Annotated in this window: 24 protein-coding genes; 7 read left to right on the forward strand and 17 right to left on the reverse strand. The window is 63.2% G+C overall.

From position 1 onward, the window contains the following. Positions 1–12: 12 nt before the first annotated feature. From queC to aspS, 14 genes are all read right to left on the reverse strand, one after another. Complete coding sequence (gene queC, locus A9179_RS15975; RefSeq protein ID WP_187807204.1) at positions 13–687, reverse strand: 7-cyano-7-deazaguanine synthase QueC; 675 nt, start codon at positions 685–687, stop codon at positions 13–15. A gap of 15 nt (positions 688–702) precedes the next feature. Further along, positions 703–1,350 (reverse strand): 7-carboxy-7-deazaguanine synthase QueE, encoded by a 648-nt coding sequence (gene queE, locus A9179_RS15980; RefSeq protein ID WP_187807205.1) that lies wholly within the window; start codon positions 1,348–1,350, stop codon positions 703–705. Positions 1,351–1,547: 197 nt separating this feature from the next. Beyond that, positions 1,548–2,369 carry a tol-pal system protein YbgF gene (gene ybgF, locus A9179_RS15985; protein WP_187807206.1) on the reverse strand — a complete coding sequence of 274 codons (822 nt, stop codon included), beginning with the start codon at positions 2,367–2,369 and terminating at the stop codon, positions 1,548–1,550. A gap of 6 nt (positions 2,370–2,375) precedes the next feature. Further along, on the reverse strand, positions 2,376–2,873 hold the full coding sequence (gene pal, locus A9179_RS15990) for a peptidoglycan-associated lipoprotein Pal (RefSeq protein WP_187807207.1): 498 nt from the start codon (positions 2,871–2,873) through the stop codon (positions 2,376–2,378). A 56-nt stretch (positions 2,874–2,929) separates the two neighbouring features. Next, positions 2,930–4,237: a Tol-Pal system beta propeller repeat protein TolB gene (gene tolB, locus A9179_RS15995; protein WP_187807208.1), complete on the reverse strand. Its 1,308-nt coding sequence runs from the start codon at positions 4,235–4,237 to the stop codon at positions 2,930–2,932. Next, positions 4,234–5,187 carry a cell envelope integrity protein TolA gene (gene tolA / locus A9179_RS16000; protein WP_187807209.1) on the reverse strand — a complete coding sequence of 318 codons (954 nt, stop codon included), beginning with the start codon at positions 5,185–5,187 and terminating at the stop codon, positions 4,234–4,236. Before tolA ends, tolB begins: the two co-directional genes overlap by 4 nt. Beyond that, positions 5,187–5,645 (reverse strand): protein TolR, encoded by a 459-nt coding sequence (tolR, locus tag A9179_RS16005; protein WP_187807210.1) that lies wholly within the window; start codon positions 5,643–5,645, stop codon positions 5,187–5,189. Before tolR ends, tolA begins: the two co-directional genes overlap by 1 nt. An 11-nt stretch (positions 5,646–5,656) precedes the next feature. Then, positions 5,657–6,355, reverse strand: coding sequence for a protein TolQ (gene tolQ, locus A9179_RS16010; RefSeq protein ID WP_187807211.1), 699 nt, complete (start codon positions 6,353–6,355; stop codon positions 5,657–5,659). 2 nt (positions 6,356–6,357) lie between these two features. Further along, on the reverse strand, positions 6,358–6,804 hold the full coding sequence (ybgC, locus tag A9179_RS16015; RefSeq protein WP_187807212.1) for a tol-pal system-associated acyl-CoA thioesterase: 447 nt from the start codon (positions 6,802–6,804) through the stop codon (positions 6,358–6,360). A gap of 52 nt (positions 6,805–6,856) precedes the next feature. Continuing rightward, positions 6,857–7,909, reverse strand: coding sequence for a Holliday junction branch migration DNA helicase RuvB (ruvB, locus tag A9179_RS16020; RefSeq protein WP_187807213.1), 1,053 nt, complete (start codon positions 7,907–7,909; stop codon positions 6,857–6,859). 3 nt (positions 7,910–7,912) lie between these two features. Next, positions 7,913–8,518: a Holliday junction branch migration protein RuvA gene (gene ruvA, locus A9179_RS16025; protein WP_187807214.1), complete on the reverse strand. Its 606-nt coding sequence runs from the start codon at positions 8,516–8,518 to the stop codon at positions 7,913–7,915. 17 nt (positions 8,519–8,535) lie between these two features. Next, entirely contained in the window at positions 8,536–9,060 is a 525-nt protein-coding gene (gene ruvC / locus A9179_RS16030) for a crossover junction endodeoxyribonuclease RuvC (protein ID WP_187807215.1), read from the reverse strand. A 157-nt stretch (positions 9,061–9,217) separates the two neighbouring features. Next, positions 9,218–9,967 (reverse strand): YebC/PmpR family DNA-binding transcriptional regulator, encoded by a 750-nt coding sequence (locus tag A9179_RS16035; RefSeq protein WP_187807216.1) that lies wholly within the window; start codon positions 9,965–9,967, stop codon positions 9,218–9,220. 84 nt (positions 9,968–10,051) lie between these two features. Then, the gene (gene aspS, locus A9179_RS16040) at positions 10,052–11,827 is read right to left on the reverse strand and encodes an aspartate--tRNA ligase (protein WP_187807217.1); all 1,776 of its coding nucleotides are present in this window, start codon (positions 11,825–11,827) and stop codon (positions 10,052–10,054) included. Between the two features lie 318 nt (positions 11,828–12,145). On the opposite strand from aspS, the gene A9179_RS16045 reads away from it, so the two are divergent. The 4 genes from A9179_RS16045 (at position 12,146) to A9179_RS23105 (ending at position 15,802) form a co-directional block, all read left to right on the forward strand. After that, positions 12,146–13,264: an HD-GYP domain-containing protein gene (locus tag A9179_RS16045; RefSeq protein WP_187807218.1), complete on the forward strand. Its 1,119-nt coding sequence runs from the start codon at positions 12,146–12,148 to the stop codon at positions 13,262–13,264. Positions 13,265–13,386: 122 nt separating this feature from the next. Further along, complete coding sequence (locus tag A9179_RS16050) at positions 13,387–13,857, forward strand: Dps family protein (RefSeq protein WP_187807219.1); 471 nt, start codon at positions 13,387–13,389, stop codon at positions 13,855–13,857. A gap of 108 nt (positions 13,858–13,965) precedes the next feature. Continuing rightward, complete coding sequence (locus tag A9179_RS16055; RefSeq protein WP_187807220.1) at positions 13,966–15,030, forward strand: GGDEF domain-containing protein; 1,065 nt, start codon at positions 13,966–13,968, stop codon at positions 15,028–15,030. Between the two features lie 166 nt (positions 15,031–15,196). Beyond that, positions 15,197–15,802 (forward strand): cold shock domain-containing protein membrane protein, encoded by a 606-nt coding sequence (locus A9179_RS23105; protein WP_187807221.1) that lies wholly within the window; start codon positions 15,197–15,199, stop codon positions 15,800–15,802. A 49-nt stretch (positions 15,803–15,851) separates the two neighbouring features. Here the strand turns inward: A9179_RS23105 and A9179_RS16065 are convergent, their stop codons facing one another. Then, a complete protein-coding gene (locus tag A9179_RS16065) occupies positions 15,852–16,058 on the reverse strand; it encodes a SlyX family protein (protein WP_187807222.1) in 207 nt (68 codons plus the stop codon). Between the two features lie 4 nt (positions 16,059–16,062). Continuing rightward, positions 16,063–16,488, reverse strand: coding sequence for an HIT family protein (locus A9179_RS16070; RefSeq protein WP_187807223.1), 426 nt, complete (start codon positions 16,486–16,488; stop codon positions 16,063–16,065). 809 nt (positions 16,489–17,297) lie between these two features. Between A9179_RS16070 and A9179_RS16075 the strand changes: the two genes are divergently transcribed. After that, the gene (locus A9179_RS16075) at positions 17,298–18,599 is read left to right on the forward strand and encodes an OprD family porin (RefSeq protein ID WP_187807224.1); all 1,302 of its coding nucleotides are present in this window, start codon (positions 17,298–17,300) and stop codon (positions 18,597–18,599) included. Between the two features lie 53 nt (positions 18,600–18,652). On the opposite strand, the gene A9179_RS16080 is transcribed toward A9179_RS16075, so the two are convergent. Continuing rightward, complete coding sequence (locus A9179_RS16080; RefSeq protein ID WP_187808610.1) at positions 18,653–19,066, reverse strand: PaaI family thioesterase; 414 nt, start codon at positions 19,064–19,066, stop codon at positions 18,653–18,655. A 101-nt stretch (positions 19,067–19,167) separates the two neighbouring features. Here A9179_RS16080 and A9179_RS16085 point away from each other — a divergent pair, with 101 nt between their 5' ends. After that, the gene (locus A9179_RS16085) at positions 19,168–20,883 is read left to right on the forward strand and encodes a proline--tRNA ligase (protein WP_187807225.1); all 1,716 of its coding nucleotides are present in this window, start codon (positions 19,168–19,170) and stop codon (positions 20,881–20,883) included. Between the two features lie 23 nt (positions 20,884–20,906). Continuing rightward, entirely contained in the window at positions 20,907–21,857 is a 951-nt protein-coding gene (locus tag A9179_RS16090) for a hypothetical protein (protein ID WP_187807226.1), read from the forward strand. The last annotated feature ends 9 nt before the right edge of the window (positions 21,858–21,866 follow it).

A 21,866-nucleotide genomic window follows, 5' to 3' on the forward strand; every position in this document is an offset into this window, starting at 1 on the left:
CTCGAAAAAAATTTAGAAATAACGAGTGGGGTCGACCAGCCCGGCCGCCACAAAGCCCGCCCGGCGCAGGCGGCAGCTATCGCATTTGCCACAGGCGCGGCCGTCGTCATCGGCCTGGTAGCAGGACACGGTCAGCGCGTAATCCACCCCATGCCCGACCCCGATCTCGACGATCTGCGCCTTGCTCAGGTTCTGCAGCGGTGCCTGAATGCGGAAACCCTGCCCTTCCACGCCTTCACGGGTCGCCAGGTTGGCCACCCGCTCAAAGGCCTCGATGAAGGCCGGGCGGCAGTCCGGGTAGCCGGAATAGTCCACCGCGTTGACCCCGATGAAGATGTCGTGAGCACCGAGCACTTCGGCCCAGCCCAGGGCCAGGGAGAGGAACACGGTATTGCGCGCCGGCACATAGGTCACCGGAATGCCTTGCGTCGGCTCCTCGGGCACGGCGATCGAGCTGTCGGTCAGTGCCGAGCCGCCGATGCCATTGAGGTTGAGGCCGATCACCTTGTGCTCGACCACTCCCAGCTGGGCCGCCACTCGCTCGGCGGCCTGCAGTTCGGCGCGATGGCGCTGGCCATAATCGAAACTCATGCTGTAGCAGGCAAACCCCGCAGCCTTGGCCTGAGCCAGGATGGTGGCGGAATCGAGGCCGCCGGAGAGCAGCACCACGGCTTTTTTTGCAGTCATGTCGGTAATCTCGAATCAGTGGCCAGGGGCGTCGTTCCACAGGAGCTTGTGCAGCTGCAACTGGAAACGTACCGGCAGGTTGTCGGCGATGATCCACTCGGCCAGCTCGCGAGGGTTGACCTGCTGGTGACTGGGAGAGAACAGCACCTCGCCGGCACGTTCGTCCAGGCGGTACTCGATCAGCTTGAACACGGCCCAGTCGTAGTCATCGCGCGAGCAGATGACGAACTTGACCTGGTCGTTGCGGGTCAGCTCGCACATGTTGCTGTACAGGTTGCGCGCCACTTCGGCCGAGCCCGGGGTCTTCAGGTCGACCACCCGACTGACGCGCCGGTCGGTGGCGGCAATATCCATGGCCCCGCTGGTCTCCAGGGAGACCTGGTAGCCGGCATCGCACAGCCGCTCCAGCAGCGGGATGCAATTGGGCTGGGCCAGCGGCTCGCCGCCGGTGACGCAGACATGGCGCGGCTTGTAGCCAGCCACCTGTTCGAGGATGGCGTCCAGGCTGACGACCTCGCCGCCACTAAAGGCATAGGCACTGTCGCAGTATTGGCAGCGCAGCGGGCAGCCGGTCAGGCGAACGAATACCGTGGGCAGGCCACTGGTACGCGCTTCGCCCTGCAGCGAGTAGAAAATCTCGGTAATGCGCAGGGTTTGTTGCATATGAGCACCGGGCGTGACGGCGAAACAGGCCATCCGCCTCCGTTGCGAGTGATTCGGGGCGGCGAGTTTAAACGAAAAAATTTGCGGGAGACATTTCTAACGCCCGCCATGCGACGACCTGAAGGCAATCCACTCCCGAAAGGCGACCATAAAAAAGCCCGCGACGGGCGCGGGCTTCTTGAGCAGCAGCGACAGGCTCAGGGCATGCGCTGCAGATCGCGCTGAGCCAGCTGGGCCGCCGAAGAGCCCGGATACTGGGCAATCAGCTGCTGCAGGATGCCCTTGGCGCGCTCGGTGTTACCCAGGCGCTGCTCGACATCGGCCAGCTTGAACAGCGAGTCCGGCACCTTGGCGTGGCTCGGGTAACTGGCAGCCACCTGGGCGAAGGCCTTGCCGGCCGCCTGCAGGTCGCCATTGGCCAGGTTGACCTCACCCAGCCAGTACTGCGCGTTGCCGGCGTACTGGCTCTGCGGGTACTTGCGCAGGAAGGCGGTGAAGGCCTGGCTGGCCTTGGGGAAATCCTTGGCCTTGATCAGGTCGAAGGCAGCGTCGTAGTAGAGCTTTTCCTTCGCCGGGTCGGCCGGTTCATTGCTGGCTGCCGGAGCCTGTTGGGCCGGGGCAGCGGGAGCATCGTTGGCGTTGATCGCGCCATCGGTTGGAGCATTCTGAGCAGGGGCTGCGGCGCCAGCGGCACCTCCGGCCTGCAAGCGGCTGTCGATATCCTGATAACGCGCCTGGCTTTCTTGCTTGAGGCGTTGGATCTCGTTCTGCTGTTCTTCAACCATGCCGCGCAGCTGGGCAAGTTCTTCCTGCATCTGCTGCAACTGCATGAACAGCTCGCCCTGCGCCGAGGTCGGGGCCGCAGCCCCGCCCCCGGCGTAGGCGCCGTTCGTACCATAACCCACGGGCGGATAGCTGCTGCCGTAACCGGCGCTGCCATCCTCCACGGGAACCTCGGCCAGTGCCGCGAGCGGCAGGACGAGAGCCAGAGAGGTCAGAGTACGAAGGCACTTACGCATGACGAATTACTTACGCAGTTCGACGCGACGGTTCTGGGCCCAGGACTGCTCGTCGTTGCTGGTAGCAACCGGACGCTCTTCGCCGTAGGAAACCAGTTCCAGCTGAGCCGGGGAAACGCCCTGCAGAACCAGGTAGCGCTGAACGGCCTTGGCACGACGCTCGCCCAGGGCCATGTTGTACTCGCGGGTACCGCGCTCGTCGGTGTGGCCTTCCAGAACGACGCGAGCGCCGTTGCCTTTCAGATCCTTGGCGTGTACGTCCAGAGCGCGCATGGCTTCCGGCTTCAGGTCGGAGCTGTCGTATTCGAAGTAGAAGGTGGTGATGGCGCGCAGAGCGGCTTCTTCGCTCAGGGAACCGTCAACGCCGCTACCGTTGGCGTTGTAGCCACCGTTCGGGTCAACAGCGTTTTCGCCGGAGTTGTCGCCGCCTTTGGACGAGCAACCAACAGCAACGGCCAGAGCCAGGCCCAGAGCGGCAAATTTGCCAAATTTCAGCATTTCCATGGTGTAACTCCTAATAGTTTCTAGGTGTGTTTAAAGCAAAACGTGTTGGCACCGCATCAGTTCAGATAGGGCGACCAGGATGGCTCCCGGACATCACCTTGCGCGGTGGGAATCGGAAGTCTGAAACGCCCATTGGTGGAGACGAGCATCAGTACTCCGCGGCCCTGCTGGCGGGTGGCGTAGATTAGCATGGTGCCGTTTGGCGCAACAGTGGGCGAGTCGTCCAGGCTGGTCTCGGAGAGGATGCGCGGAGCCGAGCCGGCACGCGCCAGATCCTGGGCTGCCACCTTGAAGTTGGTGAAGCCATCCTGGCGATGGATCATCACCAGCATCTTCTCGTCAGCCGACAGTTTCGGGTTGGCGTTGTAGTTGCCGGTGAAGGTAACCCGCTCCACCGCACCCGAGTTGATGTTCTGCTTGTAGATCTGCGGTTTGCCGGCACGGTCGGAGGTGAAGTAGATGGTCTGGCCATCCTGCCCCCAGAACGGCTCGGTATCGATGGCGTAATGGTTGGTCACGCGGCGCAGCTGACGGCTGCCCAGATCCATCACGTAGATTTCCGGGTTGCCATCCTTGGACAGCACGAACGCCAGGCGATTGCCATCCGGCGAGAACGCCGGCGCGCCATTCAGGCCTTCGAAGTTGGTGATCTGCTCACGACGACCGGTATCGATGTGCTGCACGAAGATGCGCGGGCGACGCTGTTCGAACGACACATAGGCGATGCGACGACCGTCCGGGGCATAGCGAGGCGACAAGATCGGCTCACGCGATTGCAGCAGGGTCACGCCACGCGCGCCGTCGTAATCCGAACGCTGCAGGGTGTAGCGGGTGTTGTTGACCGAGAAGCGCTCGGCGGTGACATACAGCATCTTGGTGGAGAAAGCGCCCTTGATGCCGGTCAGCTTCTCGAACGACTGGTCGGCCACGTAGTGCGCCATGTCGCGCAGCTGATCCGGGGTACCACCGACGCTGCCAGCCACCACCTGCTGCTGGCTCGCCACATTGAACAGGGCGTACTGCACCTGCAGACGACCACCATTCGGCACGATGCTGCCGACCATCACGTACTGGGCGCCCAGAGCCTGCCAGTCGCGGTAGATGATCTCGCTGGCCTGGGTCGGCAGGCTGATCATGTTCTGCCGCGGGATCGGGGCATACATGCCACTGTTGCGCAGGTCATTGCCGATGATCTCGGCCATGTCCTCTGGCAGCACGGTACCGCCCTGCCAGCCAAAGGGAACAACGGCAATCGGGATAGCCCTGTTGGCCCCTTCGGTTACGGAGATGTTCTTTTCATCGGCGACAGCCAAACCGGCTGCGCAGCAAAGAACAACAAGCAACCCTCGAAGAATGTTGATCACAGGTCCAGATCCTCTGGTGTAAATGTCATTTTGAACGAGCGGTAGGGAGCGAAATCCGCAGAACTGATCCCCTGCATCTCAGGAATTTGTCCCACGTTGCGCACCGCAGTCACCGCCGAACTGTCAAAAGCAGCATCGCCACTGGAACGCACCACCGAAGCATTGGTAATGGTGCCATCGGGCAGCATATTCACCTGCACGGTTACGGTCATGCCATTTCGAGCAGACGGCGGACGACTCCAGCGAGCAGACACTTCCTTGCGAATTAGATCATCGAAATTGCCCGTCACCTGATCGCCAACCTCATCGGCCAGCGCCTGTTGCCGCTCGGTCGTGTCGGAGAGCAGCTCGGCCAGAGCCGCCGCCTTCTTGTCATCGACAGCCTTACGCGCCGCTTCCTGAGTTTTCTTCTTGGCCGCTTCGGCAGCCGCTTTCTTTTTAGCCTCTTCCGCCGCTTTCTTCTTGGCGGCCTCGGCAGCCTTCTTCTTGGCTTCTTCGGCGGCTTTCTTCTTCTCGTCCTCGGCCTTTTTCTTGGCGATATCGGCGAGCTTCTTCTGCTCGGCTGCCTTTTCCGCAGCCTCGGCCTTTTTCGCCTCGGCTTCGGCCTGCTTCTTGGCTACCTCAGCTTTGGCTGCCTCGGCCTGCTTTTGTTCCGCCGCTTCCTGCTTCTTCTGCTCTTCCTTCTTGGCCTCGAGCTGCTCCTGCTCGTACTGGCGAGCAGCCGTCTTCTTGGCCTCGCCGGCGATCTTCTGATTGGTCTGGGTAGTGGCCTGGCTCTGCGACTTCAGCTGGTACAGGGTCGCCTGCACGATCGGCTTGGCCGGCGGCAGCTCGGGGGCGAAGTGGAAGCTGACGAACAGCATGGCAAACATCAGGGCGTGCAGGGTGACTGCCCAGACCGTTGGCCAGAAGTAGCTTTCCGAAGAAGAGCGCGTGCTGCTCTGCTGCATCAGGGTGCCTCAGTGATCAGCCCGACGTTACCCACGCCGGCCTGCTGCAAGCCACCCATCACGGCCATTACCGAGCCGTAGTCGACCGCCTTGTCGCCACGCACGAAGACTTGCACCTTCTTACCCTGGCTGGCGTTCTGGCTCATGATCGCGGTGACCGTCTGCACCAGCTGCGGCAGCGCAGTGGCGGTCTCGCTCTGCTTGCCCTGATCCGGGTCGACTTCCTCGCCCATGTTCCAGTAGTAGGTCTTGTCGGCCTTGATCGAGATGGTCAGTACGCGGGAGTTGTTGTCCTGCGGCAGGGCTTCGCTGGAAACCTTGGGCAGGTCGACCTTGACCCCCTGATTGAGCATCGGGGCGGTCACCATGAAGATCACCAGCAGCACCAGCATCACGTCGATGTAGGGCACGACGTTCATCTCGGCGACCGGTTTGCGTTTGTTGCGAATTCTGGCCATAGGGCTGCGTCTCACTCGTCCGAGGTGTGAACCTTGCGGTGCAGGATCGCCTGGAACTCGTCAGCGAAGGTGTAGTAACGGCCGATCAGGCGCTCGCCGCCGGCGGAGAAGCGGTTGTAGGCGATGACCGCCGGAATTGCCGCGAACAGGCCGATGGCGGTGGCGATCAGCGCTTCGGCAATGCCCGGGGCGACGGTGGCCAGGGTAGCCTGCTGTACCTGAGCCAGGCCGCGGAAGGAGTTCATGATGCCCCATACGGTACCGAACAGGCCGACATAGGGGCTGGTGGAGCCGACGGTGGCGAGGAATGGCAGGCTGGTTTCCAGCTTCTCTTCCTCACGCGAGATGGCCACGCGCATGGCACGCGCCACACCGTCCATCACCGCATCCGGATCGACGCCGGGTTGCTGGCGCAGACGGGAGAATTCCTTGAAGCCAGCGCGGAAGATCTGCTCGACGCCGCAGTCCGGATCCGGGTTGCTGCCGGCCTGACGATACAGTTTGGACAGATCGATACCAGACCAGAAGCGCTCCTCGAAGACCTCCAGGGACTTCTTGGCGGCACGCAGCATGGTGCTGCGCTGGAAAATCATGATCCACGAGGTGACCGAGGCGGCCACCAGGGCGAGCATCACCAGCTGCACCACGAAACTGGCGTTGCTGATCAGACTCCACATCGACATATGGTCAACGGCGTTGGCTGGTTCCACGCTTACTCTCCTGCAGGGGGTAGACCCGCATCACGGGCGAAGGCTGCGCGCAGCGCTTCGGGAATGGCACGGGGTTTCAAACTGTCGGCGCGCACACAGGCCACCACGAACTGCCCCTCACAGAGCAGTGCCTCATCCGTTGCCCGCCGCACCTGTTGACGAAAGCGCAGGCTGGCACGGTTTAACTCGATCACTTCGGCAGTGATAAAAATCTCGTCATCCAGCCGTGCGGGCGCATGGTAACGCGCCTCGGCCGAATGCACGACGAACAGCAGGTTCTCCCCGGCCAGCTGCGACTGGGCAAAACCCAGCGAGCGCAGGCGCTCGGTACGCGCCCGCTCCATGAACTTGAGGTAATTGACGTAGTAGACAATGCCGCCGGCGTCGGTGTCTTCGTAATACACCCGGCTTTTCAGGGCAAAAGGCTGGGCCTCGTTTTGCGCGCGCATACTCTAGTGCTTACTCCCGGCCTTGCCAATCGGCCAAGCCCTTGTTTTTCAACTATTCGTCGCTTCCTGCGAAGAGGTCGGCGGTGGGTGCTTCACCCAGGCGTTTCGGCACATTGAGGCCGAAATGCAGATAGGCGTGGCGCGTCACCACCCGCCCCCGCGGGGTACGCATGATGTAACCCTGCTGAATCAGATAAGGCTCCAGCACATCCTCGATGGTGTGCCGCTCCTCGCTGATGGCGGCAGCCAGGCTGTCGATGCCCACCGGCCCGCCGTCGAACTTGTCGATCAGGGTCAGCAGTAGACGTCGATCCTGGTGGTCGAAGCCACGCTCGTCGACATCCAGCAGATTGAGCGCCTGGTCGGCAATCGAGCGGGTGATCTCGCCGGTGCCGCGCACTTCGGCGAAGTCGCGCACGCGGCGCAGCAGGCGGTTGGCGATACGCGGCGTACCGCGGGCGCGGCGGGCGATCTCGAATGCCCCCTCCGCCTCGATCGGCAGACCGAGAATGCCGGCCGAGCGACTGACGATGGTGGCCAGGTCGGCGGTCGAGTAGAACTCCAGGCGCTGGACGATACCGAAGCGGTCGCGCAGCGGGTTGGTCAGCATGCCGGCACGGGTTGTCGCGCCGACCAGGGTGAACGGCGGCAGGTCGAGCTTGATCGAACGCGCGGCCGGGCCCTCGCCGATCATGATGTCGAGCTGAAAGTCCTCCATGGCCGGATAGAGCACTTCCTCGACGATCGGCGACAGGCGATGGATCTCGTCGACAAACAGTACGTCGCCCGGCTCCAGGTTGGTCAGCAACGCCGCCAGGTCGCCCGGGCGCTCCAGCACCGGGCCGGAGGTGCTCTTGATCGCCACGCCCATTTCCTGGGCGAGGATATTGGCCAGGGTGGTCTTGCCCAGGCCGGGCGGGCCGAAGATCAGGGTGTGGTCGAGTGCTTCCTGGCGGCCGCGAGCGGCCTGGATGAACAGCTCCATCTGTTCGCGCACACCAGGCTGGCCAATGTACTCGGCCAGTTTGAGCGGACGGATGGCGCGATCGACCTGCTCGTCGCGCTCACGGCTGCTGGCGGTTATCAGACGGTCGGCTTCGATCACGGGTTAAACCATTCCTTTAAGGGCACGACGAATAAGCTCCTCGCTGGAGAGGCCATCTTCCTGCACGGCTGCCACGGCCTTGCTGGCTTCCTGCGGCTTGAAGCCGAGTGAGATCAGCGCACTCACGGCGTCGCTCTCGGCGCTTGAGACTGCCACGCCGGCACGGGGTTCCACCACCAGGGTGGCGATGGACGGCATGCTTTCCCAGGCCTTGAAGCGGTCTTTCAGCTCGACCAGCAGGCGCTCGGCGGTTTTCTTGCCGACCCCCGGCACTTTTACCAGAGTCGAGGTATCGCCCGCCTGCACGCAACGCACCAGCTCGTCCACTTCCAGCCCGGACATCAGTGCCAGGGCCAGCTTGGGGCCGACGCCATTGAGGCGGATCAGCTCGCGGAACAGCTCGCGCTCGCGCTTCTCGGCAAAGCCATAGAGCAGATGGGCATCCTCGCGCACCACCAGGTGGGTGTGCAGGGTTACCGGCTCGCCCAGCGCCGGCAGGCGATAGAGGGTGGTCATCGGCACTTCCAGCTCATAGCCGACGCCATTCACGTCCACGATCAAATGCGGCGGCTGCTTTTCCGCCAGGGTGCCTTTCAGGCGTCCGATCACGAATTCACTTCCTTAGGTTACAAACGCAGGCGGCCGCCGCGCCGCTTGGCGCCGACCAGGCCATGGGGAATCAGGCTTTGCCGATGATGGGCGTGGCACAGGGCAATGGCCAGGGCATCGGAGGCATCGATCTGCGGCTTTTGCACCAGCTTGAGCAGGTGCATGACCATCAGCTGCACCTGCTGTTTGTCCGCCCCGCCGGTACCGGCAATCGCCTGCTTGACCTGGGTGGCAGTGTACTCGGCGATATCCAGCCCCTCCTCCACCCCGGCGACTATCGCCGCACCGCGGGCCTGGCCGAGCTTGAGCGCCGAGTCGGCATTCTTTGCCATGAACACCTGCTCGATGCCCATGGTCACCGGCCCGTGGGTCTGGATCACTTCGCGCACGCCGCGGAAAACGATCTGCAGGCGCTCGGGCAAGGGGCCGCTGCCGGTGCGAATGCAGCCCGAGGCGACATATTCGCAGCCGCGACCGGTGTCGCGCACCACGCCGTAACCGGTGATGCGCGAGCCGGGGTCGATACCAAGGATCAGCGTCATGCTCTGCCATCCGCGGCACGGCCAAGGCGCGCGCCACACTGTCTATTTATCCAGGCCGCAGTATACGGGGCAGCAACTGGCGTCGTCATCCCGGGCGCCCATATAAAAAAGCCGGAAGCGCCCAAGGCGGCTTCCGGCCCGGATTGCACGAGCGGGATCAGTCCAGCTGCTCCATGATCTCGTCGGGAATTTCGGCGTTGTGGTAGACGTTCTGCACGTCGTCCAGGTCTTCCAGCATGTCGATCAGCTTGAGCACCTTCTTGGCGGTTTCCAGGTCGGTCACCGGCGCACTGACCGACGGGATCATGGCGATTTCCGCCTCTTCACCCTTGAAACCGGCCGCTACCAGCGCCTCGTTGACCCCGAGGAACTCGGCGAAACTGGTGGAAACCAGCGCGGAGCCATCCTCGCCCATTTCCACATCGTCGGCACCGGCCTCCAGCGCCGCCTCCATCAGGGCATCTTCGCTGACGCCGGGAGCGAAGCTGATCTGCCCCTTGCGCTCGAACATGTAGGCCACCGAACCGTCGGTACCGAGGTTGCCGCCGCACTTGGTGAAGGCATGACGCACGTCAGCTGCGGTGCGGTTGCGGTTGTCGGTCATGGCTTCGATGATGATCGCCACGCCACTCGGCGCGTAGCCCTCGTAGCTCAGCTCGATCATGTTGTCGGCTTCGGTGTTGCCGGCGCCACGGGCGATGGCGCGGTCGATCACGTCACGCGACATGTTGGCGGTCAGCGCCTTGTCCACTGCCAGACGCAGGCGCGGGTTGTCCGCCGGCACGCCACCGCCATGCTTGGCGGCCACGGTCAGCTCACGAATCAGCTTGGTGAAGATCTTGCCGCGCTTGGCGTCCTGACGCCCCTTGCGGTGCTTGATGTTGGCCCACTTGGAATGACCAGCCATAACTCACTCCGGTTGTTGCATTTCAACTTTATTGACAGCCCATAACGAAGGAGCCTGGCAAATCCAGGCTCCTGTCGGTTCGGCTTATTCGGCCTTGGCTTGCTCGCGCAGGCGAATGTGCAGCTCGCGCAGCGCCTTGTTATCCACGATACCCGGCGCCTGGGTCATGACACAGGCCGCGCTCTGGGTTTTCGGGAAGGCAATCACTTCGCGGATCGAGCTGGCGCCGGTCATCAGCATCACTAGGCGATCCAGGCCGAAGGCCAGGCCACCATGGGGCGGCGCACCGAACTTCAGGGCGTCGAGGAGGAAGCCGAACTTCTCCTGCTGTTCGTCTTCGCTGATGCCGAGCACACGGAACACGGTCTGCTGCATGGCCTTGTCGTGGATACGGATCGAACCGCCACCCAGCTCGGTACCGTTGAGCACCATGTCATAGGCGCGCGACAGGGCTGCGGCCGGGTTGGCCTCCAGCTCTTCCGGGGTGCACTTGGGCGCGGTGAACGGGTGGTGCATGGCGGTCAGGCTGCCATCGTCGTTCTCTTCGAACATCGGGAAGTCGACGACCCACAGCGGCGCCCACTCGCAGGTGAGCAGGTTCAGATCGTGGCCGACCTTGATGCGCAGCGCGCCCAGGGCATCGCAGACCACCTTGGCGCGGTCAGCACCAAAGAACACGATGTCGCCATCGACGGCGCCGACGCGATCGAGGATGACCTTGAGGTTGTCTTCCGGGATGAACTTGACGATCGGCGACTGCAGGCCTTCGACGCCCTTGGCGCGCTCGTTGACCTTGATGTAGGCCAGGCCTTTGGCGCCGTAGTTGCCAACGAACTTGGTGTAGTCGTCGATCTGGCTGCGCGGCATGGCGGCAGCGCCCGGCACGCGCAGGGCGGCAACGCGGCCTTTCGGATCGTTGGCCGGGCCGGAGAACACCTTGAACTCGACTTCTTTCAGCTGATCGGCGACGTCCACCAGCTCCAGCGGAATGCGCAGGTCAGGCTTGTCGGAACCGAAGCGACGCATGGCTTCGGCCAGGGTCATGTGCGGCAGCTCGCCGAATTCCAGATCCAGCACTTCTTTGAACAGATTGCGGATCATGGTCTCGGTGATGCCCATGATGTCGCTTTCGTCGAGGAAGCTGGTCTCGATGTCGATCTGGGTGAATTCCGGCTGGCGGTCGGCACGCAGGTCTTCGTCGCGGAAGCACTTGGCGATCTGGTAGTAGCGGTCGAAGCCAGCCACCATCAGCAGCTGCTTGAACAGCTGCGGCGACTGCGGCAGGGCGAAGAAGCTGCCGGCGTGGGTGCGGCTCGGCACCAGGTAGTCGCGCGCGCCTTCCGGAGTGGCGCGGGTGAGGATCGGGGTTTCGACGTCGAGGAAGCCGTTGTCATCGAGGTAGCGACGGATGCTCGAGGTGATGCGCGAACGCAGCTTGAGCTTCTCGGCCATCTCCGGACGACGCAGGTCGATGAAACGGTAGCGCAGGCGGGTCTCCTCGCCGACGTCGGTGTATTCGTTGAGCGGGAACGGCGGGGTTTCCGCCTCGTTGAGCACTTCCAGCTCGTAGCCCAGCACTTCGATGGCGCCGGACGCCATGTTGGCGTTGCGCGCACCCTCGGGACGCAGGCGCACCTTGCCGGTGATCTTGACCACGTATTCGCTGCGCACGCGGTCGGCCTTGGCGAAGGTTTCGGCACGATCCGGATCGAACACCACCTGGGCCAGACCTTCACGATCACGGATGTCGAGGAAGATCACCCCGCCGTGGTCACGGCGACGATGAACCCAACCGCAAAGAGTGATTTCCTGGCCGTCCAGGGTCTCGTTCAACTGGCCGCAATAGTGGCTGCGCATCATGATCGTGGTTCGCTTCTCTAATCAGTCTTGAATTCGTCGGGCCGTTCGGCACGCATTCGGCGAGGGCCGCAGCCGTCGCAACAGCGCCCATGAAGCCGGCCTCGCCACCCGCACGCGGGCGCTGGGCGCATTCTCTTCAATTCGACACGGGGCTGGCCGCTCAATCGACCAGCGGCGCCGTCGACTTTCGCCTGGCGCAGCCGCATCCCGGGCAAGGGGCGCGATTATATATGGTTAATCGGCCCGACGCAGCCGCCCCCCCCCTCGCCTTTCGCCAGAGCTTTCTATACTCAAACTCCCGCCCTTGCGGAGAGCGCCATGGCCACCCCACACCCGGTCGACCTGAACCAGGAGTTGCTGGAAGAGTTTCGCATCGAAACGGCGGAACTGCTGCCGCGCTGCGAGCAACTGCTGATCGAACTGGAACAGCACCCGCTGGACAGCGGCCGCCTGCGCGAGCTGTTCCGCCTGGTGCACACCATCAAGGGCAATCTCGGCATCGTCGAGCTCAATGCCCTGCTGCCACTGCCCCAGGCCCTGGAAGACGTGCTCGACGCCCTGCGCGAAGACCGCCTGCGCTTCGACAGCCTGCTCGGCGACATCCTCCTGCTGAGCCTGGATCACCTGCGCGAGCTGATCACCGAAGCTCTCGACAACCGCCCAGCGCGCCTGGATCAGCGTGAACGGAAAAACCTCTGCCAGGCCCTGCAGGCCCTGGCGGCCGCGCCCAGTGCCCGGCAGACTGAAATCCGCCGCACCCTGCTGCAGCACCTGGACCCCAATACCCGCCTGCAGCCCACGGCACTGCCCAGCCAGAGCCAGCTGCTGCAACTGCTCAACCTGCACGGCATCGAAGTGGGCGCCGACCTGCACTTCTTCAGCGAACTGATGACCGCCGGCGAGCAGCGCTCGCCTTACTGGCATGGCCGCGGCATGCGTCTGCTGGCGCTGGCGCTGGCGATGAACGAAACCGCCGACAGCCCGATCGACGCAGCGCAACTGGCAAGCGCCGTGTGCCTGCACGACCTGGGCATGGCATTCCTGCCCCTGGAGCTGCTGCATAAAGAAGAACAGCTGAGCCGCGAGGAACGCCGCCAGATGCAGTCCCACCCACGCCAGGCTGCCGAATTGCTGCGACGCATGCCAGCCTGGGAGCTGGCCAGCGAGATCATCCTGCAACACCAGGAGCACGTCGACGGCAGCGGCTACCCCAAAGGCCTGCAGGAAGCCGAGATCACCCCGGGAGCATTGTTGCTGAACATCGTCGACACCTTCGACGCGCGCACCCACGAGCGCGCCCACCAGACCCTGAGCAAGCGCCCGCGCCTGCGCGCCATCCTGGAAATCAACAACCTCAGCGGCCGGCAGTTCAGCAGCTATTGGGTCGAGATATTCAACCGCACCCTGCAACAGCGCCCGGAACTGGCCCACCTCTGACCTGATAGTCAGGAATCATCGAAGGCATTGACGCAAGCCAATTCGGCCACAGCCAACCCTGTGATAGGCTCCAATCATCACCGGGAAGCTCTACCCCGGCCACCCGAGAGGAGACGCAAGAAATGGAAATCAACATCGGCATCGCCGAGCAGGATCGCGCCGCCATCGCCGAGGGCCTGTCCCGCCTGCTGGCCGACACCTACACCCTCTACCTGAAGACCCACAACTTCCACTGGAACGTCACCGGCCCGATGTTCAACACCCTGCACCTGATGTTCGAGGCGCAGTACACCGAACTGTCCCTGGCCGTGGATCTGATCGCCGAGCGCATCCGCGCCCTGGGCTTCCCCGCCCCCGGCACTTATGCCGCCTATGCCCGCCTGTCCTCGATCAAGGAAGAGGAAGGTGTGCCGGCCGCGCAGGACATGATCAAGCTGCTGGTGCAGGGCCAGGAAGCCGTGGTACGCACTGCCCGCGGGATTTTCCCGCTGCTGGACAAGGTCAGCGACGAACCGACCGCCGACTTGCTGACCCAGCGCATGCAGGTTCACGAGAAGACCGCCTGGATGCTGCGCAGCCTGCTGGCGGCCTGATTTGCCCGCCTAACCGAAAGGCCCGGCCAGACCGGGCCTTTTACTAGGCGCCCGGCCCTGGCCTGTTCTATTCTTTGCCCAATCGACCTACTGACCGCAGCGACCTGCATGAGCCAGCCGAAAGCCCCCTCTATTCTCGAACTCTATCCGGAAGAGACCCGCGAGGCTGCTGCCCTGCTCAAGCAGGCCGTGCCGCTGATGGTGCGCCACGACATTCCACCGACTCCGGTGCACTACGCACTCTGGTACACCTACAGCAAAGGCTCGGAACCCGAGCTGAACCGCCGCCTGGACAAGGCCGTCACGGACTTCGCCAGCTTCCCGCCGGAAACCGCGGTCAAGCTGTTCCGCGACTACATCATCAATGGTGAGCTGGAAGAAGCCCGCGCCGGCCAGCAGCAGGTCATCGAGCTGGTCGACGACATCCAGGGCGACGTGTCGCGTAGCGTGACTGGCAGCCAGCACTACCAGGCCAGCCTTTCCCAGGGCCTGGCCGCCCTGCAGGAACCCATAGTCGACGACCTGCCCAACGTGCTCACCGAACTGCAGCAGAGCACCCAGCTGATGCAGGATCAGCAGGAACAGTTCCTCTACCGCCTGCGTGCCGCCCAGAACGAAATCCACAACCTGCGCACCCAACTGGAGCGCGCCCAGGCTGCCGCCACCCTGGACAGCCTGACCCACGTATTCAACCGCCACGCCTTCACCCGCCTGCTCGACCAGGCCCTGAGCAACGAACCCGACGGCCTGGCCTTGGTCATGCTGGATATCGACCACTTCAAGCAGTTCAACGACCAGTACGGCCACCCACTGGGCGACCGCGTACTGCAACATGTTGGTCAGCTGATGCGCGACCTCCTACCCGCCCGCGGCATTGCCGCCCGCTACGGCGGCGAAGAGTTCTGCGTGATCCTGCGCGACTGCTACGACCTGGAGTCGGCCAGCGTCTTTGCCGAGCAGCTGCGGCAGAAGGTGCAGTCCCTGCGCATTCGCGTACGCAGCACCGACAAGGTGCTGGACAGCATCACCGCCTCCTTCGGCCTGGCTCTGGCCACTCCCGGCGACACCTTCGAAAGCCTGGTCACCCGGGCCGACGATGCGCTCTACCAGGCCAAGCGCAATGGCCGCAACCAGATCCACCCCGCCAGCCCGGAAGCCGCGCTAAGCGCTTGATTTGAGTACACCTCTGCTTTGCGGTTAAATATCGCCCGGTGCCGCTCCGCCCTCGTGCGGGCGCGACATAGGCGGGTGATTGCCGCTGTTTCAGCCCTTCGTCTTTCGGGCCTCCGCGCACCCCGCTCATCCTTTTATTGTCTGTATCAGAGTGAGCCATTCGAACATGCTGAAAATCGTCCACCTGCTGACGGGCGTCGCCGCCCTGCTGCTGTCCTTCGCCCCCAGCCTGCGCAACGAAAGCCTGCCCTATCTGCAACACGCCGACGGCCTGTACCTGGCCATCTACGGCTTGACCAACCTGCTGCTGGCCCCGCTGCTGCCGGTGCGCCACCAGGGCGTGCGCAACCAGCTGCAAGGCCTGGTTTCGGCCCTTCTGGTGCTGAGTGTGGTGCTGCAAGCCCTGGTATTGCTGGCCCCCCTGCCGCTGGTCGGCGAACTGCCGGCCGTGATCCTGAGCCTGGCCACTTTGGGCCTCGGCATCGCCCTGCACCTGGCCATCAACCTCGGCCCACGCCCGCACCAGCAGGCACCACTGACCCGCGACCTGGGCAACCGCGAGACCGGCACGGTCAAGTGGTTCAACACGTCCAAGGGTTTCGGCTTCATTTCCCGCGACAGTGGTGACGATATCTTCGTGCACTTCCGCGCCATCCGCGGCGAAGGCCACCGCGTGCTGATCGAAGGCCAGCGCGTGGAGTTCTCGGTAATGAACCGCGACAAGGGCCTGCAGGCCGAAGACGTGATTGCCGCCCTGCCCAGCCGCCGCTGAATCCCCCCATGAAAAAGGCCGCTCTCGAGCGGCCTTTTTCATTCCTGCATCAATAGTGCGGAGGTGGCGCGTCACCCTCGGCGATGCCGAACTGCCCCTGCAGTTCATCCTGGCGCCGAATCAGCGCCGCCACCTGCAACTGCAGGCGCTCGATGATGCGCTGCTGCTCGACCACCACATCGTTGAGCGCGGCAATGGTGTCATCCTGAAACGCCTGACGGCTCTCCAGCTCGATGATCTGCTGCTCCAGGCTCATGGCATCAATCCTCGGCAAACTGGAAATCACTCGCCAGCACCAGCTTCAGGCGCTCGCGAATAGCAGCCACCTGCGCAACAGCATAGGCCTGCGCCGGATGCTTGCCCCACACCGGAGCCGGCCATGCCGCGTCCTCGCGACGGCGCACGATGACATGCATGTGCAGCTGGCTGACCACATTGCCCAGCGTCGCGACATTCATCTTGTCGGCGTCAAAACTATCCTTGAGCACTTCGGCCAGGCGCGTAGTCTCCAGCCACAACTGCTGCTGATCAGCCACATCCAGCTGGAACAGCTCACTGACCGCCTCACGGCGCGGCACCAGGATGAACCAGGGATACTGGGCGTCATTCATCAGCAGCAGCCGACAGAGCGGAAAATCGCCAATCGTCAGAGTGTCCTGCTGCAGACGCGGATCGAGGGTGAACATCGGGTAATTCCTCCAACTCGGCAAGGCGCGCACTCGCCGCCTGCTCTTTCGGGGCGCAGGATAGCTGGGGCGCCTGCGCAATTCATCCCCACCAGCACAACAGCAGGCGCACAACAACGGCGCAACCGGCCGTTCCCCACGCCCCGCCGCCGGGCAGATCACACGCCACAAGGCCGTGCCCTGTTACGCCCCAGCCATGCCCACCCACTCAGACCGCACTACGCGCCCTGCCGCAAGGCACACGCGCACCATAATCGCCCACAGCAACCGATAAAAACGTTACCTGCGGGTAGTTTCTTCCTTTTCACGGCACGCCAGGTAACGCCCGCCCCCAGCCCAAGCAGAGCAGCACACCTCATGCAATAGCTAGCCACAACGCCTGCAAAGCCTAGACAGCGCCGCACAGACAACCCGCCAGTTACATGGAAACATCCAGCTCGCGAGTATTTTCGAAGTGAATTCGGGTTTTGTGCATGGATGTTGCTAAGCCTGTATCACCGTCAGCGATGACTGCCACTGGAAGGCACTGCAAGAACACGCCAAGGCGTCTTCCGACACTCTCTAAACAGTTGGAATTGCAGGCTTTTCAGGGGCTGAAGGCACGGCCTGGAGGCGACCAAAAGCTACACAAATGCGACACTCGACATGTGTTTTTGCGACGTAAGCGCAAATAAAATGTAGGGAATAAGACACAACTGTCGCCAACAAAGTTGCCGTGCTATAAGTTAGCGCCGACACAAAAAGAAAGAGCCGCCCATACAACAACTAACTGGGCAGCACAACTCTTCTAAACCAAAGGAGCAATCACAATGCAAGTGATGAAGTGGAGCGTAATCGCCCTCGCTGTTGCAGCAGGCACCTCCCAGCTGGCCTTCGCCAGTGCGCAGTCCGATTCCAAGGGCTTTGTAGAAGACAGCGATCTGCAGTTGCTCAACCGCAACTACTTCTTCCAGCGCGACTTCAAAAATAACGCGCCGGGCAAGAACATGACCGAAGAATGGGCTCACGGCGTAATGTCCGAGTTCACTTCCGGCTTCACCCAAGGCACCGTTGGCGTAGGCGTTGATGCCTATGGCTACATGGGCATCAAGCTGGACAGCGGCGATGGTCGTTCCGGTACTGGCCTGCTGCCAGCCGACTCCGACGGCGGCTCCCAGGATAACTACGGCGAAGCTGGCGGCGCAGTCAAAGCCCGCATTTCCAACACCGTTCTGAAGTACGGCGAAATGCGCACTGGCGCCCCGGTATTTGCTACATCCCACAGCCGCCTGCTGCCGGAAACCGCTACCGGTTTCAACCTCACCAGCGACGAAATCGAAAACCTGTCCCTGGAAGGCGGCTACTTCACCGCTTACAACAACCGCGCCTCGACCAACAGCGACGACGAGCTGCTGATCAACTACGGCGGCAATGAAATTGGCGACAGCATCGCTTACCTGGGCGGCTCCTACGCCATCAACGACCAGCTGAGCGTGACCCTGTACGGCTCCAAGTTCGAAGAAACCTGGAACCAGTACTACCTGAACACCAACTACGCACTGCCGATCAGCGAAGGCCAGAGCCTGACCTTCGACTTCAACCTGTATCAGACCAACGATACCGGTGACTCCCTGCAGGGCGACATCGACAACACCACCTTCAGCCTGTCCGCCGTATACGGCCTGGGCAACCACAGCTTCCTGCTGGCCTACCAGGAAGTGGACGGCGACACTCCGTTCGACTACGTCGGCGGCGACTCGATCTTCCTGTCCAACTCCATGCAGTACTCCGACTTCAACGCACCGAACGAGAAGTCCTACCGCGTCGGCTACACCTATGACTGGGCTGGCCTGGGCGTTCCGGGCCTGACCACCATGGCCACCTATGTCAAAGGTACTGACATCGACGGCAGCGACATGGACGCAGACAGCGGTTACACCTACCTGGGTTACGGCAACGACGGTGAGCACCACGAAACCGACCTGGAAGCCAAGTACGTAGTCCAGGAAGGCGCCGCCAAAGACCTGTCCATCCGCCTGCGCCAGGCGTTCCACTACGCCAACGCCGACCAGGCTGAAGGCGATCTGCACGAGTTCCGCGTAATCGTGGACTACCCGCTGGACGTTCTGTAAGCCTTAGCGCCTACAGCCTCCAACGAAGAAACCCCGGCCTAGGCCGGGGTTTTTTATGCCTGCAATGGCAGCGCATAGGTTCCCGTCACATGAGCCACCAACTCATCCGCTGCGCCATCGGAATACAGCTGCACCTCGCATACCGCCTGACGCCGCGACAGGCGCAGAATGCGCGCCTCGGCAAGCAGGTCGACCGGCTTGGGCTTGGCCAGGAAATTGATGTTCAGATTGGCCGTCACCGCCATCTCCACCCGCCCCAGGCGCCCCAGCACCACCGCATACATGGCCGCATCGGCCAGCGACATGATGGTCGGCCCCGATAATGTGCCGCCCGGGCGCACCAGCTTGCCCTGGAAAGGCACCCTGGCCACAGCCAGCTCGCCATCCAGACGCTCGATGCGCAGATCGATATCCTCGGCCATCGGCACTCCGGCGCGAATCAGCGCCTGCACTTGCCCAGCGGTCAGCTCTGTCACCTGCAACTCCCGGTCTGTCCTGTACGCCACATGGCTGGCACCGTACAATGCCGAGCCATTCTCCGCCCTCGCAACCGACATAACGGCCAAACATGCGTACCAGTCAGTACCTGCTCTCGACCCTCAAAGAAACGCCGTCCGATGCCGTGGTGATCAGCCACCAGCTGCTGCTGCGTGCCGGCATGATCCGCAAACTGGCCTCCGGCCTGTACACCTGGCTGCCCATGGGCCTGCGCGTGCTGCGCAAGGCCGAAGCCATAGTGCGTGAGGAAATGAACGCGGCAGGTGCCCTGGAAGTGCTGATGCCGGCCATCCAGCCGGCCGAGCTGTGGCAGGAATCCGGGCGCTGGGAGCAATACGGCCCCGAGCTGCTGCGCATCAAGGATCGCCACGACCGCGCCTTCTGCGTCGGCCCGACCCACGAGGAAGTGATTACCGATCTGGCGCGCAACGAGCTGAACAGCTACAAGCAGCTGCCGATCAACATGTACCAAATCCAGACCAAATTCCGCGACGAGATCCGCCCGCGCTTCGGCCTGATGCGCGGCCGCGAGTTCCTGATGAAGGACGCCTACTCCTTCCACACCTCCCAGGAGTCGCTGCAGGAAACCTACGACCGCATGCACCAGGCGTACTGCAACGTATTCAGCCGCCTGGGCCTGAACTTCCGCCCGGTACAGGCCGACACCGGCTCCATCGGCGGCACCGGCTCCCACGAATTCCACGTGCTGGCCGAGTCCGGTGAAGACGATATCGCCTTCAGCGACACTTCCGACTACGCCGCCAACATCGAGAAGGCCGAGGCCATCCCGCGCGAAACCGCGCGCGCTGCCGCCAGCGAAGAGCTGCGCCTGATCGACACACCGAACGCCAAGACCATCGAGGATCTGGTCAACCAGTTCTCCCTGGCCATCGAGAAAACCGTCAAGACCCTGGTCGTGCACGCTGCCGAAGAGGGCAAGCTGATCGCCCTGATCGTTCGCGGCGACCACGAGCTGAACGAGATCAAGGCCGCCAACCACGAGCTGGTCGCCAGCCCGCTGGTGTTCGCCTCGGAAGCCGAGCTGCGTGCCGCCATCGGCGCCGGCGCTGGCTCCCTGGGCCCGCTGAACCTGCCGCTACCGTGCATCATCGACCGCTCGGTAGCCCTGATGAGCGACTTCGCCATCGGTGCCAACATCGACGACAAGCACTACTTCGGCGTCAACTGGGAACGCGACCTGCCGCTGCCGGCGGTTGCCGACCTGCGCAACGTGGTCGAAGGTGACCCCAGCCCGGACGGCCAGGGCAGTCTGGTGATCAAGCGCGGCATCGAAGTCGGCCACATCTTCCAGCTCGGCACCAAGTACAGCGAAGCGCTGGGCTGCAAGGTGCTGGGTGAGAACGGCAAGCCGGTCACCCTGATCATGGGCTGCTATGGCATCGGCGTGTCGCGCGTGGTGGCAGCCGCCATCGAGCAGAACTGGGACGAACGCGGCATCCTCTGGAGCGACGCCCTGGCGCCCTTCCAGGTCGCCATCGTGCCGATGAAGTACGAAAACGAAGCGGTACGCGAAGCCACCGACAAGCTCTACGCCGAACTCACCGCCGCCGGCTACGAAGTGCTGCTGGACGACCGCGACAAGAAGACCAGCCCCGGGGTGAAGTTCGCCGATATGGAGCTGATCGGCATTCCGCACCGCATCGTGGTCAGCGAGCGCGGCCTGGCCGAGGGCAACCTCGAGTACAAGTCCCGCCGCGACAGCGACAGCCAGCAAGTTGCCAGTGCCGAACTGCTGTCCTTCCTCAACACCCGTATCGGCCGCTGATCCCGGTTTGACCAAGAGCTAGCATGTTCAAGCGAACCACCCTCCGTCTCGGCGCCGCCCTGGCTGGCGCCCTCCTCCTCGGCGGCTGCGCCAACCAGCTGCCGCAACGCAGCGAGCACGAGGAGCGCGTCGAGCGCAAACTGCTCGACCACAGCCTGCAGATCGACGTCGGCGAGCCGCACGTCCTGGAACTGCCGCAGCGGCGGGTGCGCATCCACGAACAGAAGACCTTCGAAGTCACCGAGTTCGAGGTCACCCGCCGCTACGACCGCTACACCCCCTACCAGCCCTGGCGCGAACTCTACGAAGTGCCGCTGGGTGCGGTAGCAGTGGTGGCCGGGGTCGGCGCCAACGTGCTCAACGTGGTGATGCTCGGTCGCCTGCCGGACAGCGTGACCAAGGACTGGATCAGCTACGGCTTCGCCGGCCTCAACCCGGCGATGAACGTCGAATCCAACGGCCGCTCGCAGCAGAACCTGGCTGCCATCGACGAGCAGCAGTTGGACAAGCGCACCGAGTACTCGAGCCTGCCCTGGGCCGATCGCCCGGTACTGGTCAAGGCCGGCAAGCAGACCTTCGAGCTGAGCACCGACCGCAGCGGTGTGCTGCGCCTGAACCTGCTCGACGGCCCGTTCGCCGACGAGGACGCCAGCCGCCTCGGCACCCTGTTGCTGAGTGTGGAAGACCCGCTGGATAGCACCAAGGCCGAAGCCACCCTGCTGGTCAGCCGCAATCTGCGCGGCAAACTGCGCGAAGCCCATGCGCTGATCTACGACGACCTCGAAGACGACGAAGTGGCGCAGTGGGTGCACCGGGTCAAGCGCCTGTCCGACCTGGGCCTGGAAGAAGAAGCCAGCGAGCTGGAACAGAGCCTGATCGAACTGACCCGCAACGATCCTGAGCTGCAGCAGGAGTTTCTCCAGTCACTGCTCAAGGATGCCGGCCGCCTGGCCGCCGATCCCGGCGAAGACTGAAGCAGACAC

The sequence above is a fragment of the Pseudomonas alcaligenes genome (assembly GCF_014490745.1).
Lineage (GTDB): Bacteria > Pseudomonadota > Gammaproteobacteria > Pseudomonadales > Pseudomonadaceae > Aquipseudomonas > Aquipseudomonas alcaligenes_C.

Bases quoted from the DNA above. Each gene is read 5' to 3' on its own strand.
- queC (WP_187807204.1), bottom strand. From the start codon at position 687: ATGACTGCAAAAAAAGCCGTGGTGCTGCTCTCCGGCGGCCTCGATTCC.
- queE (WP_187807205.1), bottom strand. From the start codon at position 1,350: ATGCAACAAACCCTGCGCATTACCGAGATTTTCTACTCGCTGCAGGGC.
- ybgF (WP_187807206.1), bottom strand. From the start codon at position 2,369: ATGCGTAAGTGCCTTCGTACTCTGACCTCTCTGGCTCTCGTCCTGCCG.
- pal (WP_187807207.1), bottom strand. From the start codon at position 2,873: ATGGAAATGCTGAAATTTGGCAAATTTGCCGCTCTGGGCCTGGCTCTG.
- tolA (WP_187807209.1), bottom strand. From the start codon at position 5,187: ATGCAGCAGAGCAGCACGCGCTCTTCTTCGGAAAGCTACTTCTGGCCA.
- tolR (WP_187807210.1), bottom strand. From the start codon at position 5,645: ATGGCCAGAATTCGCAACAAACGCAAACCGGTCGCCGAGATGAACGTC.
- ybgC (WP_187807212.1), bottom strand. From the start codon at position 6,804: ATGCGCGCGCAAAACGAGGCCCAGCCTTTTGCCCTGAAAAGCCGGGTG.
- ruvC (WP_187807215.1), bottom strand. From the start codon at position 9,060: ATGACGCTGATCCTTGGTATCGACCCCGGCTCGCGCATCACCGGTTAC.
- A9179_RS16035 (WP_187807216.1), bottom strand. From the start codon at position 9,967: ATGGCTGGTCATTCCAAGTGGGCCAACATCAAGCACCGCAAGGGGCGT.
- aspS (WP_187807217.1), bottom strand. From the start codon at position 11,827: ATGATGCGCAGCCACTATTGCGGCCAGTTGAACGAGACCCTGGACGGC.
- A9179_RS16045 (WP_187807218.1), top strand. From the start codon at position 12,146: ATGGCCACCCCACACCCGGTCGACCTGAACCAGGAGTTGCTGGAAGAG.
- A9179_RS16050 (WP_187807219.1), top strand. From the start codon at position 13,387: ATGGAAATCAACATCGGCATCGCCGAGCAGGATCGCGCCGCCATCGCC.
- A9179_RS16055 (WP_187807220.1), top strand. From the start codon at position 13,966: ATGAGCCAGCCGAAAGCCCCCTCTATTCTCGAACTCTATCCGGAAGAG.
- A9179_RS23105 (WP_187807221.1), top strand. From the start codon at position 15,197: ATGCTGAAAATCGTCCACCTGCTGACGGGCGTCGCCGCCCTGCTGCTG.
- A9179_RS16065 (WP_187807222.1), bottom strand. From the start codon at position 16,058: ATGAGCCTGGAGCAGCAGATCATCGAGCTGGAGAGCCGTCAGGCGTTT.
- A9179_RS16070 (WP_187807223.1), bottom strand. From the start codon at position 16,488: ATGTTCACCCTCGATCCGCGTCTGCAGCAGGACACTCTGACGATTGGC.
- A9179_RS16075 (WP_187807224.1), top strand. From the start codon at position 17,298: ATGCAAGTGATGAAGTGGAGCGTAATCGCCCTCGCTGTTGCAGCAGGC.
- A9179_RS16085 (WP_187807225.1), top strand. From the start codon at position 19,168: ATGCGTACCAGTCAGTACCTGCTCTCGACCCTCAAAGAAACGCCGTCC.
- A9179_RS16090 (WP_187807226.1), top strand. From the start codon at position 20,907: ATGTTCAAGCGAACCACCCTCCGTCTCGGCGCCGCCCTGGCTGGCGCC.